15 protein-coding genes and 1 tRNA gene are annotated in these 16,993 nt (G+C 44.6%); 10 read left to right on the forward strand and 6 right to left on the reverse strand.

The annotated features are described in order from the left end of the window. Positions 1-224: 224 nt before the first annotated feature. Positions 225-1,517, reverse strand: coding sequence for an MFS transporter (locus HXT37_RS00840; protein WP_076002578.1), 1,293 nt, complete (start codon positions 1,515-1,517; stop codon positions 225-227). After that, positions 1,501-1,989: a hypothetical protein gene (locus tag HXT37_RS00845; RefSeq protein ID WP_226988337.1), complete on the reverse strand. Its 489-nt coding sequence runs from the start codon at positions 1,987-1,989 to the stop codon at positions 1,501-1,503. The genes HXT37_RS00840 and HXT37_RS00845 overlap by 17 nt, the downstream gene beginning before the upstream one ends. A gap of 384 nt (positions 1,990-2,373) precedes the next feature. Here HXT37_RS00845 and HXT37_RS00850 point away from each other — a divergent pair, with 384 nt between their 5' ends. Continuing rightward, positions 2,374-2,739, forward strand: coding sequence for a hypothetical protein (locus HXT37_RS00850; protein ID WP_162861110.1), 366 nt, complete (start codon positions 2,374-2,376; stop codon positions 2,737-2,739). Between the two features lie 115 nt (positions 2,740-2,854). Here the strand turns inward: HXT37_RS00850 and HXT37_RS00855 are convergent, their stop codons facing one another. The 3 genes from HXT37_RS00855 to HXT37_RS00865 all read right to left on the reverse strand — a co-directional run bounded on the left by HXT37_RS00855 (position 2,855) and on the right by HXT37_RS00865 (position 8,532). Next, on the reverse strand, positions 2,855-6,256 hold the full coding sequence (locus HXT37_RS00855) for an LPXTG cell wall anchor domain-containing protein (protein ID WP_421779569.1): 3,402 nt from the start codon (positions 6,254-6,256) through the stop codon (positions 2,855-2,857). Positions 6,257-6,441: 185 nt separating this feature from the next. After that, entirely contained in the window at positions 6,442-7,500 is a 1,059-nt protein-coding gene (locus HXT37_RS00860) for a hypothetical protein (protein ID WP_415693599.1), read from the reverse strand. A 198-nt stretch (positions 7,501-7,698) separates the two neighbouring features. Next, the gene (locus tag HXT37_RS00865) at positions 7,699-8,532 is read right to left on the reverse strand and encodes a tyrosine-type recombinase/integrase (RefSeq protein ID WP_421779572.1); all 834 of its coding nucleotides are present in this window, start codon (positions 8,530-8,532) and stop codon (positions 7,699-7,701) included. Between the two features lie 208 nt (positions 8,533-8,740). Here HXT37_RS00865 and HXT37_RS00870 point away from each other — a divergent pair, with 208 nt between their 5' ends. Next, entirely contained in the window at positions 8,741-8,944 is a 204-nt protein-coding gene (locus HXT37_RS00870; protein WP_408609799.1) for a helix-turn-helix domain-containing protein, read from the forward strand. Here HXT37_RS00870 and HXT37_RS00875 read toward each other — a convergent pair. Beyond that, positions 8,904-8,977 (reverse strand) — tRNA-Met (locus HXT37_RS00875). The two genes, HXT37_RS00870 and HXT37_RS00875, sit on opposite strands and share 41 nt — an antisense overlap. A 155-nt stretch (positions 8,978-9,132) precedes the next feature. On the opposite strand from HXT37_RS00875, the gene HXT37_RS00880 reads away from it, so the two are divergent. From HXT37_RS00880 to atpD, 8 genes are all read left to right on the forward strand, one after another. Continuing rightward, on the forward strand, positions 9,133-10,164 hold the full coding sequence (locus HXT37_RS00880) for a homoserine O-succinyltransferase (protein ID WP_004109954.1): 1,032 nt from the start codon (positions 9,133-9,135) through the stop codon (positions 10,162-10,164). Between the two features lie 202 nt (positions 10,165-10,366). Next, on the forward strand, positions 10,367-11,221 hold the full coding sequence (gene atpB, locus HXT37_RS00885) for a F0F1 ATP synthase subunit A (protein ID WP_004109952.1): 855 nt from the start codon (positions 10,367-10,369) through the stop codon (positions 11,219-11,221). A gap of 77 nt (positions 11,222-11,298) precedes the next feature. Next, positions 11,299-11,532 carry an ATP synthase F0 subunit C gene (atpE, locus tag HXT37_RS00890; protein ID WP_004109950.1) on the forward strand — a complete coding sequence of 78 codons (234 nt, stop codon included), beginning with the start codon at positions 11,299-11,301 and terminating at the stop codon, positions 11,530-11,532. A 55-nt stretch (positions 11,533-11,587) separates the two neighbouring features. Further along, entirely contained in the window at positions 11,588-12,130 is a 543-nt protein-coding gene (locus HXT37_RS00895; protein WP_004109948.1) for a F0F1 ATP synthase subunit B, read from the forward strand. A 99-nt stretch (positions 12,131-12,229) separates the two neighbouring features. Next, entirely contained in the window at positions 12,230-12,811 is a 582-nt protein-coding gene (locus HXT37_RS00900; RefSeq protein ID WP_064621453.1) for a F0F1 ATP synthase subunit delta, read from the forward strand. A 16-nt stretch (positions 12,812-12,827) separates the two neighbouring features. Continuing rightward, entirely contained in the window at positions 12,828-14,489 is a 1,662-nt protein-coding gene (gene atpA, locus HXT37_RS00905) for a F0F1 ATP synthase subunit alpha (RefSeq protein WP_012913755.1), read from the forward strand. Between the two features lie 3 nt (positions 14,490-14,492). Then, positions 14,493-15,497, forward strand: coding sequence for a F0F1 ATP synthase subunit gamma (locus HXT37_RS00910; protein WP_004574170.1), 1,005 nt, complete (start codon positions 14,493-14,495; stop codon positions 15,495-15,497). Between the two features lie 6 nt (positions 15,498-15,503). After that, positions 15,504-16,991: a F0F1 ATP synthase subunit beta gene (atpD, locus tag HXT37_RS00915; protein WP_012913756.1), complete on the forward strand. Its 1,488-nt coding sequence runs from the start codon at positions 15,504-15,506 to the stop codon at positions 16,989-16,991. Positions 16,992-16,993: the final 2 nt, after the last annotated feature.

Raw genomic sequence — 16,993 nt, forward strand, 5'->3', positions numbered from 1 at the left:
AGACGGGACATCAGTTATAAATATCCTAGATATAGATGTTGGTGCTATTTGCTCACGGCACAAATGAACACTCTATGACAGATAAAGTATGGTTCACTCGGTTAACTTAGATGTCTGAATTGAAAGCGTTCTAATTTAAAAATAAGCTGCGCTGTGAAACTTCTGTAGTGAACTTTCACAGCGCAGCTTGTAGTTGTGCTCGTATTTACAATATTTATTGCATCTTATTCTGCTTTAATTGAACGCAATCGCTTATCGAATATGCAGATAAGCACCAGTATAAAGTGGATAAGAGCAGCTATGACAATTATTCCTGACTCTGCATGTAGAGATGGAATGGTCATGTGGGAATAAGCGTAATCCCATAGCGGATAGCTTACTGCTCCTATAGCGGCAACAACTGAGATGAATACAGACATTACCTGTCCAACGAGATTATCATCTACTGCATGAATAAATACTGTTTGGAATGGTGGATTTACTACTCCTTGGAAGAAAGCAAAAAGGAAACCAAACACGGCTGCTGCTATAGCGTTAGGCGCTAATGCCAGTCCTATTATAGAAAGAGTCACTAGTATATGTGAAAGAGTGAGTAGCATAGAGAAGGACATTTTGCTGGACACTTTTGGCGCGATGAGATAGCTGAGGGCATACCCAAGTGACATTGCGCTTAAATACCAGCCATATCCTTCTGCACTATGTAGAACCATTGAGAATAAGAGGACTCCAGCAAAGCTTATGCCAGTAGATGCGATAGCTTCGAGTATTGCAAATGGAGCTAAAGTCCTGTACGTTTGGTTTTTTACAAATGTTGCCATTCCCCTAGCCCAAGTTGCCAAAAAGCCTTGAGAATATTCTGGATTTTCATCTGCGACGTCTGAAGTATAAATTCCGGTTCTAACTGCATGCTTGTAAATAAAATAAATAAAAATTATTATTCCTGCTAATGCGATAGTTTCTGTAAATAGAATTGGAATGTATAAATATTTACTACTCGCAAAACCTGCAACTGCTGGTCCTACTAATGTACCCATGAGGCTTGTAAAGCGAAGAAGTGAAAGAACATTAATAAGATCATCATTTTTTGTTACACGATTAACAAAGGAAGTAATAGCAGGAAAATAGAAAGTATCACATGCTGTCGTAACCATTACAAGTATACAAACACACCAAAATAGGAGCAACTTGTTAGCAGATGGGGTTGAGAAGGATACCGATACAATTGCGATAATACATAATCCCGCAATCATTCTTGCTAAGCATGCAGCAACTGTTGTCCTGAAAATTCCTACATGCTCAGCTAGTGCTCCTGAGAAAAGGCCTGCTACTAATTCACTTATTGCAGTGAGGGTGAGGTAAAGCGATAAATAATGGCTTGACTGCTGAAAACCGATAAAAAGTGAGTTCAATAGCCATAATTGAATAGTAGTTGAGGCTAGTGTAGTTGCATAGTTAGAAAGAAAATCACTAGCTGCTAAACGCAGATATCCGCGGTAAGGTTTAAATAGATTCGTCAAGGTTTGCTCGTTTCGCGAAATTACATTGCCAAATTATTGCTTGAGAGATGCTATCGGCACTAGTAGTGAAGTATGTTGTAAAGTCGTCGTTATCCCAAATCTGTTGCTGTAGGTTCTTGTCATCACGCACTGTGCTAAAGAGTTGAATAATCTGCTCGACGCAAGATAATGTTTTCTTTATATAGAAGTATTGTTGTGCGAAATCGACTTCTACTTGCTCTCCAGGGATAGTCGTATGTATTTCTTGGAATGTCCGTAGCAAATCAATTGTTTTAATAAGCGATATTTTACATGTCTCGAAATATTCTTGTATTGAATGGATGGTGGATGTTTTCGCTGTGTTTGTACTGACGATAGTGGCTTCAAGTGCAGCATTTGCTTTGAAAAAATATTCTGTTGCTTCAAATAGAGAAGCGCAATATGCTGCACTTGATTTCACATACTCATCAAACATTTCTTCGTACGAAGTCATGTTCATTATTAACCTTTGGTGTGAATATGTGCGGATAAATTATGCCTAAATCATATGAGGATATGGTCGAGGTCGTGGGTTGATTCCGCCGCGCTTGCTATTCTTGTTCATCTTTGTCTCCTTTCATAAGAACAATGCTGTATCTTATTTGCATCTTCATCTATGAAGATGCAAATAATCCTAATACAGGATTCGCATTCTTTCCAAGTGTGTCTCTTATTGTGGAATAATTTTATATAAAAATTAGTAGTACATTATTAGACCTTAACTATTTACCAGTCTCAGCTCGTAGTACGTGTTTTCTGATATCCCTACTGTTTGGCAGAGTCCGGCTATTCGTATGTCAGGATTCTTTCTGTGGAATTGGTGGATAAGGTGTAACGCTTGGCTTCAATCAAAACCCTCAACTCTGCTCGCCATCTGGTCGAGGAATATGCTGACTTGCTTGTGTACTTGTTCTGGCATGCCGGACTGTGTGTAGTCGGTGTTTTCCCGCCTGTTGATGCAGCGTTCAATCCTTTTGCGCCCGATGAGGGTGGACGGCATTCCAGCCTGTGCAAAAATAACAGACGGTCTGACACCGTTATCGTATTGCTGGACAGCGTCTTTGTGGAATTGGCTTGTGTAGTAGATTCGTGTGGCTGTCGCGTGTTTGATAGCTGGAAGACTGTTGAGATAAGCACGTTGACTAGGGGTAAAGGCTGTGTCTTTTCTACTCATGAGTATGAACCGTTACGTGTGAAAGATTAATAAGAAATCAATAGAGGAAGAAGAAAATATAGAGTGAGGGGCCACACCATTGCACGGAGATAGTCCCGTGTGCATGTGCGACCCCTCGCCAGTTAATACTAAGCGTGTTTACGGGTTAATGCTTACGAGCATTTTCCTTGTTACGCTTAGTGATCATGATGCTTGCTCCTGCGCCCAGGGCTGCAAGAGCAGCGATAGCGATAGACACGACCGCGCTACCAGTCTGAGCCAATGGTGCAGCAGTAACACCGTTCCAATCATCAGAATCTTCGACTGGAGTGTCATAGCACACACCCGTATTACCACCATTACCATTATCTCCACCGTTTGGGTCGAATGGGTGATCGTTATGGGATGCGCATGGCACGATAGGTGTACCAGTCGTGTGACCACGGTCGGTATGATTCATCGTGTTCATACCAGTCAACGTGCCCTTGACTTCTACGTATTCGCCAGGCTTTAATACCAGGTTAGACCAGTTTGCTGGATACTCCAGATTAGTTACCGTACCGGAGCCTGCGATAGTCTTATCATCTAACGTGATCTTGGTCAGGTTGACTTTACCGGTGTTGATGATACGGAACACAATCTTGGTGCCGTTCTTGGTAGACTTCAAGGCTTCGCTTGGTGTGTTACGGTCTCCCGCTTCAAGACCAGATGCTGCGTCGTACTTGATGAGTTTAATAGCAGGGGTCTGGTCTGGGGTCTTGGTCCACACCATATTGGATTCGCGTTCAACATCATTCATGGTTTCCACGAACGTGTTTTCTACGCGATCGCTTACGCCCAAACGGGTCATTTGCACGTACGCTGTCCAGGACAAGTCACTATCTATAGCAGATGCAATATCAAGGAACTGTTGTGTTGCCTCTACAGTAAACGCACCATTAGCCTCGGTGAAAGTGAAATATCCGGCATCAACACCGCTACCGTCGATACGGCTACCCTTGGAGATCACAGTGCCGTCAGCGAGCTTAATGTCGTTGTTGACATAGACTGCCCACTGGCCGGTTAGCTTGTCAAACTTTTCATCATAATCATCCACGATGCGCCAATTCTTGATCTGCTTGTAGGCACGGTTACCAGCGATCTTGGAGCTATCGAGACGATACAAGAACTGATGATCCTTATAAATACTCTTACCATTCGCACTTTCGCCATTAACCTTAACAGTCACATCCTTCTTCGGGTTAATAACCTTTAACGGGTTAGTTACCGTGTTCGTTACATCCTTGCGATCGTTTGTAATCTGGGTGGCAGTGTTCTTCACTACATACCCGTCCTTGACCTGCTTGACTGTCATAGGAAGCACGATGGTGTAATCCTGACCAAGGAGAGACTGGTCGATTGCAGGATCCTTTGTCACATCCAATACCTTGCCAGCGTAGGCCTTTAAATCTGTTGGTTGTGGATCCCCTGGAAGAATATCTCCGAGATACTCCGTGTCTACGGTCTTAGCGAACACGTAGACGACACCATCCTTAACCTGGATATTGAACTTGTTGGTGACGTCCTTACCGGCTGCGTCTAGGATTTCGATATTCTTGTCATTGAGCTGCAAGTACTCATCATCATAGTCATCGATCATGCCGAGACGGTGAACCTTATACGCAGTGTCCTTCAACGTGGCTGCGCTTAAAGTGAGACGGTAGTAAATATCGTCTCCTACGTATGCGGTCTTGCCATCAATATTGATACCAGTCTTGGTTTCATCCTTCTTTTCAGGCTTTGGCTCTACCGGCTTATTCGATACCACGTTAGACGAGGTCAAACTATTGTTGAGTTTCAAACCCCACTGATTATCCACACTATGGTCTGTTGGAGCGTTCTTGGATACCGTGCCTTCGAAACGAACCTGGAAACGATGCTTAGATCCCGCGGTCATATTCGCTGTCACGTAATCCTTGTTGAGTTCGATAGTAAACTCATGCTTCTCGGTATCTGCAGTAAGCGTGTAGTTCTTCTTACTGATGGTGCGACCGGTTTCAAGGTCACGCAGCTCGATAGTCTGCTTGTCAAGCTCAAGATACTGGTCATACGTGTCAGTGAATGCAACAGACTCGATAGCATAACTCAGGTTGTTTGGAATGGTTGGTTCGCTAGTGAGTTCGTATTCCAGCTTCTGTCCTGGCATGACACTCTTACCATTAATATCGTCCTGGTCACCACCCTGAGAGGCCTCAGATATGACTGCCTTTGCTACTGGTGGAACGTAACCACACACGTATGGTTCGTTCGTAGTCTTTGTCTTGCCCGCGGCAGACTCTGAGCCTTTATTCTTCAAACCATGAGAATTGAGGGCTGCGCCTGTGGTTGGATCAGCACAAAACTCGACTTCATCCGTAGCTTTTTTGCCTGCGTCAGCGCGTACCTGGGCTGCACCCTTACCATTTGCATAATTCGCCTTGCCTCCGATAAGCAGCGTGTATTGCATAGGGGTAGCAAGACTACGTGCAGCAGCAAGAGCTTGACTGGTCATGGTAGCAGTAATGGTCGTGCCAGCCTGTTGGATAGTGAACTGGCTTGTCACGTCAGTACCCTTAGTGATGATGTCATCGACTGAGGAGACGGTAGTTGATGCCTCAGGGATTGGAGCAGCATACACATGCACATCACTCATATCTGGATCCCACAAATAGTCAGCAGCCGTGTAATCATCAGACAGGGTGAATGTGTCGAGGCTATCTCCCAGGTTCTCGCCCAAGCTACCGTTAACCACAGAGCCGAGCTTGTCACCATCAAGGATGGTTTGGGTGTCTGCACCGGTGGTGTTGGTATGCTTCGCATCAATAACGGTTGCCCATTTGCCGTTAGAGTATTTTACCCAGGACTTATCAGGGGTAAAGTCCCACAGTTTAGGCTGGTCTTTTGCAAGAACGATAACAATCAAATCAGTATTTGGCGTACTCATACCCTGAGCAGCGAATGAAGCGAGTGTATTAGCTGAATCAATATCATCAAACACTGTGTATTCGCTACCGCCGTGATTATATTTTCTGGTACCGTTCTGTGTTTCGTTGTTCCATGCTGATAACCATTGAGCGCCAGTTGCTTGCGCGCTAGAAGTATTGTTATATTCCGGTTTTGTGATTCCTGGTCCTGCTGTTGTTGCGGTGAAGCCTACACCCCAGATGCGGCAGTCTGCCGAACCAGTGCCACCTCGCGCAGTATACTCTGTTTCACAATCACCGCGAGCCTTGGATAATGCAGCGTTAATTTGCGCTCTAGCTGCTGCTTCGCGGGTAGCAGAGCTACCGATGGCTACACCTTCTGATTGGATAGCGCGCACCACTGCTTCATTATCTGATGCGGAACCTAGGTTATCATCGGTAACCCAGAATGTATTCGATTTATATGTGCCAGATCCGCCAGTGTTTCCACCTGTCCATCCGGCACCGCCAGCGGCAAATGCGGATCCTGTCAACATTGTTGATGCGACAACGATACCAGCAAGAGCGCGATGTGAACCTTGTCGGATCTTGTCTCTCATACTTTTATGCTTAGCGAAAAGCGACATAAAAGTCTCCCTTTTTCAAATTGCTTATTATGAAATGCGAAACCAAAAAGTTTCACATTCAGTAATGAGAAAATGAAAAAATTTTATTTTATATCAATAAAAATTTGGTATTGATAAAAATGGTTGGTTTTAGAAGTCGTCTAAAACCAACCACTATGTAAAGGGAAAATGAGTAAAGATGGAAACTATTTGCTATTAGTTACATCACCGTCACCATCTGGTGTTCCATCGGTATTCCATCCAGTGCCACAGCGATAGATATATCGACATTGATTAGGTGTTCTATGTAATTCATTATATGCTTTCCCGTCAGCAAGGTATTTATCCCAGTCGACCGCACCCGAATTCTTATTCTGTGCTGGCGCACTATAAGAAGACCCACCACGAGTACTTGAACGAGGAGCTCCCGAGCTAGTACGAGCCGCAGACTGGGAACGAGCCTGCGGAGCTGCTTGCGCCGCAGCCGCTGCGGCAGCGTCTGCCTGCTGCTTCGCTTGTATACTTGCGTTTACACTGTCGATTGCGCCTTGGACTGGCTCAAGAGCCTTAGTCAAAGACTCGACGGTTGCTTTCTTATCATTCAACGCTGCGGTAAGCGTGTTTATCTGGTTTTGCAGGTTATCACGAGTAGCATTATCAGCCACTTGACCGTCTGATGAGGAGAGCAGATTATTCATCTCATCAAGCTTCACCTTCACCATATTCTTAGCATTTTCAAGATCCTTCACATTCTTCGACTTTGTGACCTGAACGACTGAGTTTTTCAGAGCCTTAGTGGTCTTATTAAGCTGTGCTGTAGTCTTATCAAGACTAGACATGGTCGCGTTGAAAGCCTGAGTGTAGGAGATAGCACAATTCAAAGACTGCGCCTTACTTACCTTTTTACTCTTAGCATGCTGGGCTGTGAATGTGGTGTAGGTTTTAGCGTTTGCAACCTGCTCCACACTAGTCACAGTCTTAGCAGTTTCATCAGCATCCTGGCGTGTCTTCTCGTACTGTGCCCACGCTTTGGCGTACGCACTGTTTGCCTGGATGCACGCTTGAGTCTTGGAATCTCTTAAAGACTTCACACCCAGCATACTCGCAACCAGCAAAGCTATAACTACAACAACCGCAGTAGCAATGATGATAAGCTTACGCTTCTTCTTGCTCCCTGGCTTCTGGTCACCGCGACCAGAAATAGCATCTAGTCTCGTAATCTCGGTTTCTTGTTTAATAATCTGATTTTTATCCATATTAGCCATAATTATCCTTCGTCTTTCTATCTATGTTTTTACCATACGTAAATATTCAGGTGAAAGATATATACATACTTAGTGTCGTTCTAATTTTTCTTTCCTAATCTCGATAACTTTTGCTTTATACATAGTAGTGAGAATACGATTGGCAACTTTTTGATATAAAGTCAATATGCTCGTGTGCTCCCCTCATATTGTCTTGTTTTAGAGGCGAACAGCTTCTGTAATGGCACTGCTATCAGGGAATGGGAGACTGATATATATTTGAGTGGTTTCTACACTAGCGTGGCCAAGGAGTTTAGATACTAAGAGAAGGTCGTGTGTACTTTCATATGCCTTAGTGTCATATCGATGTCTGAGACTATGTGTGGAGTATCCGTTACCAAGAAGCTGAGAGATGTGATGCGCAATATAGGATGCTTCGACGTGACCGGTCCATCTGCCAGGAAACATGTATCCATGCTTGTTGGCGATGATTTGTGCGAGATCTGGCGCGATGGGGACAGTGCGTTCTTTGCGTCCTTTACCGTGTACAAGAAGCTGGGGATGAGTATTAAGCATCATAATATCGGATGAAGATACTTGTGCTATCTCACTACGTCGTAATCCACATTCTGCCCCGAGCCTGAGCATGGCTTCATACTCCTTGTTACCTCTAACTCGGGCTAAAGCACCACGAATGATGTAATCAGGACATGGATGAGGTATTGCGTATTCTTTACGAATTTTAGGTAACTTTACTGTTGGATTGACATCAATAATTTCTTCTTCAATCATGTATGAGTAAAACGAGCGTATTGTTGAAGAATAACCTTTGCGCGTTTCTCGTTTCCAGTCTTGGTGTGCAAAAAGCTCAACAAGTTGTTGTCCTGTAATATCTTCTGGTGGCTGATTAAGTAGGCGTGCAAGCCGACTGATTTTGTAGTAGCGGCATCTAATCGTATCTTCTGTATATCCACTTGCTTCAAGATATTCCAGCCAATGTGTAACATATGTTTCCCAACTATTAGGGAGTAGTTTTCTTTTGATTTTTAACATAAAAACATAGACTAGAATACGTAGAGAAAAGATTTTACGTATTGTTTCGTTACACGGTTTCAAGTCCGTTTTTTTTTACAAATACATAATATGTGATATACTATATATGTAACTAACCGATAGGATGAAAAGGCTAGTTGGTTTTAGGAAAGAAAGATGAATGATAATGGATTTGACATTGAATCAGATTGTGACAATGAATATTCGTATGCTTTTGGCGGGTCAAAGACGTACGCAAAATGAATTGGCGGAAGTATTAGATATGACACGACCGTCGGTCAATATGAGATTAAATGAAGCCACTCCATGGCGTGTTCCGGAAATAGAAAAGGCCGCAGAATTCTTAAAAGTAGAACCTACGACCTTATTCGTAGCGGGGCATGGATTTGAACCATGGACCTCTGGGTTATGAGCCCAGCGAGCTACCGAGCTGCTCCACCCCGCGTCGGCTACTTTTAGCAGCTCTATCTACGATAGGTGCAAATTTAAATTTGTCAACTTTCGGGCGTGTCTCGCTGTATTTGGTTAGAATTTTACGATTCGTGCACATGAGTGACATAGGCACAATAAACATAAACAAGTGTGGAGTATAATAAACACATGCCTATTAAGATTCCTGAAGGATTGCCAGCGCGAAGCATATTAGATGCTGAGCGAATTTTTGCATTGGAACGCCCAGAAGCAGAACAGCAGGATGTTCGACCACTTCGTTTGTTGATTTTGAATCTTATGCCCAAAAAAATCGAGACAGAAACTCAGCTTTTGAGACTCATCTCTAAATCTCCTTTGCAAGTCGACGTCGATTTTATGAAAACTTCTACGCATGTATCAACGCATGTTAGCGCTGATCATTTAGTAAAATTCTATGAAAATCTTGACGCACTTCGTAACAACTATTACGACGGATTTGTTGTGACGGGCGCTCCTGTTGAGCATATGGAATTTGAGGATGTCGACTACTGGCACGAATTTACGCAAATTCTTGACTGGGCATCAACACACGTTTTCTCAACAATGTATTTGTGCTGGGGTGCAATGGGTGCGCTTTACTATCGATATGGCGTAAAAAAGCATGTTCTCAGCAAAAAAGTTTTTGGTGTGTTCCCGCAATATTTGCAGGATGAGTACTGTTTTCTTACAAATGGTTTTGATGAAATCGCTTTACAACCGCATTCTAGAATAGCGAGTGTTGATGTTGACAGCATTTCTGCAGATCAGCGTTTACAAATTCTTACGTATGGTCCCGAATCTGGTCCGGGCTTAGTTGCTACGCGTGATTTTTCTGAAGTTTTTGCGCTAGGACACTGGGAATATGGCAAAATGACTCTTGCGCAGGAATATGAGCGTGACATGTTAAAAGGTTTGAGCAACGTTCCATTTCCTTACAACTATTTCCCTCATGACGATCCAAAATTAGAGCCATTATTTTCTTGGCGCGCGCACGCGAATTTGCTTTGGCGCAACTGGCTTAATTGGGTGTACGAAACTACGCCTTACAATCTTTCTGATATTCCTCATTTAAGAACTGCTGGAAGGCTTGGAACTGAACGTTCTATAAGACATGAGCCAGCTTCTCCGCGCTCCGATAATTTTTATCCATTTGACGGAGTTAAGTACGGTATGAATAAATAAATTTTGACGTTGCGTAATTTTATGTACAAGCAAAGAGTACAATCAGCAATTAGATATATTTTTCGTTTCGTGCCCCGCGCCTTACGAAATATGAAACATATGATCTAGTTTGATATATATGCCGCGAGAATGAATGAATTGAGTATGTGAGTGAGCGGCACTGAATTGAGGCGTGTGAACGAATTGCTATAAGGAGGCACTTATGGATGTAATGGTTGATGTTTTACAGAAGACCACAACTGTAGCTTCTACTGTAGCTTCGAATAAACCAGAGCTACCTAATATTAGTGAGTTTTTGCCTCCAGAAATTTTGTTCCAAGGCACTCCATTTGCCATGAATCGCATTATTTTGGTGCGCTTACTTATGGCAGTAGTAGTAATGATTATTTTTGGAATTGGTGCTATGCGAGCAAAGGTTGTTCCTGGCAGATTCCAAAGCGTGCTTGAAATTTTGATGGATTTTGTGCGCTACAACATTGTTTACGAAATGATTGGCGAGGAACGCGGCAAGCGCTATGTGCCAATGATGTCCACATTATTCCTCACTATTTTCTTCTTTAATCTTTGTTCTGTGATTCCAGGATTAAATATGGCTGCAACCGCAACCATTGCTTGTCCGTTGGTATTTGCTTTGTGGGTTGTTTGCCAATATCTTATTGCTGGCATTCGCGAAAAAGGTTTTTTGCGATTCTTCCGCGAAGCATTGTTCCCAGCGGGTGTGCCATGGCCGATTTACTTTATTCTTTCGCCATTGCAGCTCATAGAATTAATAATTGTGCGACCACTTTCGCTTACAATTCGTTTGTTTGCGAATATGATTGCTGGCCATTTGCTGGTGGCCACTTGTTTAGTATTCACCAATTTCTTCGTGGTGGATTCCAGCAATAAACTCCTTGCCTTAGGCGGTGCTTTGTGGCTGCTTGGTGGCATTCTGTTTACCCTATTCGAAATTATGGTAGCTGGCTTGCAGGCATTTATTTTTACAGTGCTTGCTTCAGTCTACATTTCGGAAAGTTATCCGGAAGAGGAAGAAAAGTCTGCTGTTGTAGCTGCTTAATAAAAGTAGTTTAGATTTTCAGATTTTACATATCTTACGGGTTTATACTGGTTACTGTTTCAACAGAAAGGAAACCAATGAATAGTATCATCGCTCTTGCAGGTTTGACCGGCAACCTGAGCATTCTTGGCTTTGCTGTAGCAACTATTTCCCCTGCACTCGGCATGGCAATAGTAGTGTCTAAGGCTATGGAATCTACTGCACGTCAACCAGAGGTTGGCAACCGCATTCAGCTGTTTATGTTCGTCGGCTTGGCATTTATTGAGGTTTTGGGCTTGCTTGGCTTCGTTTCCTACATTATGGGAGCCTGAACAAAACTTACAATGCACAACACGAATAGTGTTGAAAGAATAGAAAGGACAAGCCATGGCATATGCAGCCGGAAGTAATAAGTTGGCGTTGTTCTTGCCTGAGCCTTATGACGTACTGTGGTCATTAGTAGTTTTGGTAGTTCTTGCAGCGTTTTTCTACAAGTTTGTTATGCCTAAATTCCAGGCAATTCTCGACGAGCGTGCAGAAAAAATTGAAGGCGGAATGGCTAAGGCTGCTAATGTGCAGCGTGAAGCAGACGAGTTGAAGAGCCAGATTGAAAACGAACTTTCTCAAGCTCAAACTGATGCTGCAAAGACTCGTGAAGAGGCTCGATCGGAAGCTTCAAAAATTATTGGCGAAGCTAGACAACGCGCTGAAAAGGATGCTGCGAAGATTATCAGTGAAGCGCAGCATTCCATTGAGGCTCAGCATAAGCATGCCATGTCCAGCCTCCAAGGAGAGGTGTCGGTTCTTGCAGCAGCTTTAGCTGGCAAGATTCTTGCATCCAAATTGGATGACGATACCGTCAGCTCCAAGATTATTGATCATGTGATCGATGAAGTTGGAGACACTAAAAATTCGGATCAAAGCAAGTAAAGTAATGTACAAAACTGAATAATCGCAAAATAAAATTACGGTTATTTCATTTTGTATTATTTGCATTACTTCGTTTTTTACAGAAACGAGGAGGTAAGAATGCCAGAAAAGGCATCGCGAGTAAACGATAGTTTGTCGCGTTCTTCGCTTGCTCAGGCCATCTCAGATGCGCACGATGAAGCGCAGCGCATTTCAGACGAGCTTTCGTCAATGATGGACATGATTGATAAGTATCCTGAGCTTTCTGATGCGATTACTGATCCGAATAGGTCTTCGGAAGATAAGTCTCGCCTGATTGACGAGCTTATTGGAGGTAAGGCGCACCCTGTTGTATTGCGCATTATGCATTATCTAGTAGGAACTTGGCACGGAGGTGCCGAAAGCGGTAAAACCGGTAGCTTCGGTGGTGCTTGGTCAGGATTTGAGCGTGAAGCTGGCGAAACATTGGTTACAGTCACTACTGCTCAGCCGCTTACAGATAAGCAAATTAAGCGTTTGATTGAAATCTACAGCAATAAGTTGGGTCATCGTGCATACATTAACCCAATTGTGGATCCAAACGTACTTGGTGGTATGCGTATACAAATCGGTGATCAAATAACCGATCGCACCATGTTGATGCAGCTTAAGCAGTTGCAGCGTTCTGCGCGAAATGGTGCTTGGACACAGGCAGTGAAGTAGTAAATTAAGGAGAATTATGGCGGAACTATCTATTGATCCCGCCCTGATACGCAAGGCGCTCGACGGGTTTGTTGACTCGTATAAGCCTACCGACATGCCAACGCAAGAAGTTGGCTATGTTGTTACGGCTGGTGACGGCATTGCGCACGTAGCTGGATTGTCCGGCTGCATGGCAAACGAGCTGCTCACATTCGAGAACGATACCTTGGGTCTTGCGTTCAACCTTGATGCACACGAAATCGGCGTCGTTATTCTCGGCGATTTTACAGGTATTGAGGAAGGGCAGGAAGTATACCGCACAGGCGAGGTGTTGTCTGTGCCGGTTGGTGACGCTTATCTTGGTCGTACTGTGGATCCGTTGGGTAATCCAATCGATGGTTTGGGTGCGATTGAGTGCAGTGAGCGTCGTATTCTTGAAGCCCAGGCTCCAGACGTTATTCACCGTCATCCAGTCGATGAACCATTGTCTACTGGTTTGAAGGCTATTGACGCAATGACGCCAATAGGTCGTGGTCAGCGCCAGTTGATTATTGGTGACCGTCAAACAGGTAAGACTGCAATCGCAATAGATACGATTATTAACCAGCGTGCTAACTGGGAAACTGGAGATCCAAAGAAACAGGTTCGCTGCATTTATGTAGCAATCGGTCAAAAGGGTTCTACTATTGCTTCAGTGCGTCAAAGCCTTGAAGAAGCAGGAGCTATGAAGTACACCACAATCGTGGCAAGTCCAGCTTCTGATTCTGCAGGTTTTAAATACATTGCACCTTACACTGGTTCTGCAATCGGTCAGCACTGGATGTATAACGGCAAGCACGTTTTGATTGTTTTCGATGATCTGTCGAAACAAGCAGAAGCATACCGTTCAATTTCCTTGCTTTTGCGTCGTCCACCTGGGCGTGAAGCTTACCCAGGCGACGTGTTCTACTTGCACTCTCGTCTGCTTGAACGTTGTGCTAAGCTTTCTGACGATTTGGGTGGCGGTTCTATGACCGGTCTTCCAATTATCGAAACCAAGGCAAACGATGTTTCTGCATACATTCCAACCAACGTGATTTCTATCACCGATGGTCAGATCTTCTTGCAGTCTGATTTGTTCAACGCCGGTCAGCGTCCAGCAGTAGACGTTGGTATTTCCGTGTCTCGTGTTGGTGGTGCAGCTCAGGCTAAGGCTTTGAAGAAAGTCTCCGGCATGTTGAAGATTTCCTTGGCTCGTTACAAGTCTTTGGAATCCTTCGCAATGTTCGCTTCTGATTTGGATGCAGCCTCAAAGGCGCAGCTTACTCGCGGTGCTCGTTTGACTGAGCTACTTAAGCAGAAGCAGTTCTCTCCTCGAGCAATGGAGCAAGAAGTTGTTTCTGTGTGGGCTGGTACTCATGGCAAGCTTGACGATATTCCTGTGAAGGATGTGTTGCGTTTCGAAAGCGAATTGTTGGATTACTTGGATAAGGGAACCGACATTTTGCAAGTAATTCGCGATACTGAAGACTTCACTAAGGAAACTGAAGCTAAGCTTGATGCAGCCATTGATGATTTCCGTAGGACGTTTAAGACATCTGCTGGCAAGCCTTTGATTGTAAAGGATTCTTTGCCGCCGGCTGAAAACCCTGCTCCTGTTGAGAAGGAACAGCTCGTAGCTAAGCCGAAAGCAGACAGTCGCGAGCCTGAGGGGAAGTAGCGTATGTCCTCCCAACTTGCATTGAAATCGAGAATTATTTCCACACAGTCTTTGGGTAAAATCTTTAAGGCTCAGGAAATGATTGCGTCTTCTCATATCGCTAAAGCGCGAGATATTGCGCTTAATGCTAAGCCTTATAGTGACGCAATTTTCGATGCCGTGCAGGCGTTGGTAGCTCATCACGAAGCAAATATTAAGCATCCTATTTTTGGTAAAGAGCATGCCGGCAATCGCGTAGCTGTTTTGGCTCTTACTTCTGATCGTGGTATGGCAGGTGCGTTTACGTCTTCGATTATTCGTGAGACTGAAGCACTTCTTGCAAAACTCGATGCAGAAGGTAAGCATGCAGAACTGTACGTGTACGGCCGACGCGGTGCAACTTACTACAAGTATCGCAATCGCGATGTGGCAGGTACTTGGGAAGGTTCTACTGACCACCCAGACGTTACTATTGCTGAAAAGATTTCCGATACTTTAATGGACGCTTATATGACGCCGGAAGCAGAAGGCGGAGTTTCGGAACTGTATATTGTGTTCACTGAATTTATAAATATGGTGAGGCAAAAAGTTCGTACGTTACGCATGCTGCCAGTTGAGTTGGTTCCTTTGAAGGACGGTGAAGAGTTCTCTATGCATCGTCCTGACTATGAAGCAGCTTCTGGTCCTTCAGCAGCATTGTCGTCTACGAGCGCAGTTTCGGCTCGTGAAGAAGCAGTGAGCCGCAGCAATCCAGAAGCTGTGGAGTATTGCTTCGAACCAAGCCCGGATGAAGTATTGGATGCTGTTTTGCCGAAGTATATTCAGTCTCGTATTCACGAGTGCTTACTTACTTCTGCTGCTTCCGAAACGGCAAGCAGACAGAACGCTATGCATACGGCTACAGATAACGCCCGCAATTTGGTGGATGATTTGACAAGAAAGCTTAATGCTTCTCGTCAGGCATCCATTACTCAAGAACTTACCGAGATTATCGGCAGCGCTGATGCGCTGAATAATGAGGAGGATTAGGAGCATATGGCTGAAAATCAGACCACAGCGCCTCCAGAAGCTGAGCAGGAGGTCGATCCAACAGCTGGTCGCGTAACCCGCGTTCAGGGTTCCGTGATTGACGTTGAATTCCCGGTCGGCTATCTGCCGGATATTTACAATGCTCTCAAAGTCGATATCAACACCGTTGGAAACACCGAGGGAGATACCGTCCACGAGATTACGCTGGAAGTTGAGCAGCACCTTGGTGATTCGACTGTGCGTGCAGTTGCTTTAAAGCCTACTGACGGTTTGGTTCGTGGTGCTTTAGTGCGAGATACTGGCGGCCCAATCTCTGTACCTGTTGGTGATGTTACTAAGGGTCACGTGTTCGATGTTACAGGCAACATTTTGAATGCTAAGCCTGGCGAGCACATTGAAATAACTGAGCGTTGGCCAATTCACCGTAACCCACCTGCTTTTGATCAGCTTGAGTCTAAGACTCAGATGTTCGAAACTGGTATTAAGGTTATCGATTTGCTTACCCCTTACGTTCAGGGCGGTAAAATTGGTCTGTTCGGTGGTGCAGGCGTTGGTAAAACTGTGTTGATTCAGGAAATGATTCAGCGCGTTGCACAGAATCACGGTGGTGTGTCTGTGTTTGCTGGCGTTGGCGAACGTACCCGTGAAGGTAACGATTTGATTGGCGAAATGGCTGATGCTGGCGTTTTGGAGAAAACAGCGCTTGTCTTTGGTCAGATGGATGAGCCTCCTGGGACTCGTCTTCGCGTGCCTCTTACCGCTTTGACTATGGCTGAGTACTTCCGCGATGTGCAGAATCAGGATGTGTTGCTGTTCATCGATAACATATTCCGCTTTACTCAGGCTGGTTCTGAGGTTTCCACGCTGCTTGGTCGTATGCCTTCCGCAGTTGGTTACCAGCCAAACTTGGCAGATGAAATGGGTGCATTACAGGAGCGTATTACTTCTACGCGCGGCCATTCCATTACGTCACTTCAGGCTATTTACGTTCCTGCAGATGATTACACTGATCCTGCACCTGCAACAACCTTTACGCACTTGGATGCAACTACTGAGCTTTCGCGTGATATTGCAGCTAAGGGTATTTACCCAGCTGTGGATCCTTTGACTTCTACTTCTAGAATTTTGGATCCGCGTTACGTTGGTCAGGCTCATTATGATTGCGCGAACCGCGTTAAGGCTATTTTGCAGCGTAACAAGGAGCTTCAGGACATCATCGCTTTGATTGGTATCGATGAGCTTGGTGAGGAAGATAAGACTACTGTCAGCCGCGCTCGTAAGATTGAGCAGTTCCTTGGTCAGAACTTCTATGTGGCTGAAAAGTTCACTGGTCGTCCAGGTTCTTATGTGCCAGCAGACGAAACCATTGAGGCATTCACTCGCATTTGCGATGGTGTTTACGATGAGATTCCTGAGCAGGCATTCTCTGGTATCGGTGGCATTGATGATCTTGAGCGTCGTTGGCACGATATGCAGCAAGAGTTTGGTGCGTGATT

The organism is Gardnerella sp. DNF01151 (assembly GCF_049244235.1).
In the GTDB taxonomy this organism is placed as follows: domain Bacteria; phylum Actinomycetota; class Actinomycetes; order Actinomycetales; family Bifidobacteriaceae; genus Bifidobacterium; species Bifidobacterium swidsinskii.

Bases quoted from the DNA above. Each gene is read 5' to 3' on its own strand.
- atpE (WP_004109950.1), top strand. From the start codon at position 11,299: ATGAATAGTATCATCGCTCTTGCAGGTTTGACCGGCAACCTGAGCATT.
- HXT37_RS00845 (WP_226988337.1), bottom strand. From the start codon at position 1,989: ATGACTTCGTACGAAGAAATGTTTGATGAGTATGTGAAATCAAGTGCA.
- HXT37_RS00855 (WP_421779569.1), bottom strand. From the start codon at position 6,256: ATGTCGCTTTTCGCTAAGCATAAAAGTATGAGAGACAAGATCCGACAA.
- atpD (WP_012913756.1), top strand. From the start codon at position 15,504: ATGGCTGAAAATCAGACCACAGCGCCTCCAGAAGCTGAGCAGGAGGTC.
- HXT37_RS00860 (WP_415693599.1), bottom strand. From the start codon at position 7,500: ATGGCTAATATGGATAAAAATCAGATTATTAAACAAGAAACCGAGATT.
- HXT37_RS00900 (WP_064621453.1), top strand. From the start codon at position 12,230: ATGCCAGAAAAGGCATCGCGAGTAAACGATAGTTTGTCGCGTTCTTCG.
- atpA (WP_012913755.1), top strand. From the start codon at position 12,828: ATGGCGGAACTATCTATTGATCCCGCCCTGATACGCAAGGCGCTCGAC.
- HXT37_RS00880 (WP_004109954.1), top strand. From the start codon at position 9,133: ATGCCTATTAAGATTCCTGAAGGATTGCCAGCGCGAAGCATATTAGAT.
- HXT37_RS00870 (WP_408609799.1), top strand. From the start codon at position 8,741: ATGCTTTTGGCGGGTCAAAGACGTACGCAAAATGAATTGGCGGAAGTA.
- atpB (WP_004109952.1), top strand. From the start codon at position 10,367: ATGGATGTAATGGTTGATGTTTTACAGAAGACCACAACTGTAGCTTCT.
- HXT37_RS00910 (WP_004574170.1), top strand. From the start codon at position 14,493: ATGTCCTCCCAACTTGCATTGAAATCGAGAATTATTTCCACACAGTCT.
- HXT37_RS00865 (WP_421779572.1), bottom strand. From the start codon at position 8,532: ATGTTAAAAATCAAAAGAAAACTACTCCCTAATAGTTGGGAAACATAT.
- HXT37_RS00895 (WP_004109948.1), top strand. From the start codon at position 11,588: ATGGCATATGCAGCCGGAAGTAATAAGTTGGCGTTGTTCTTGCCTGAG.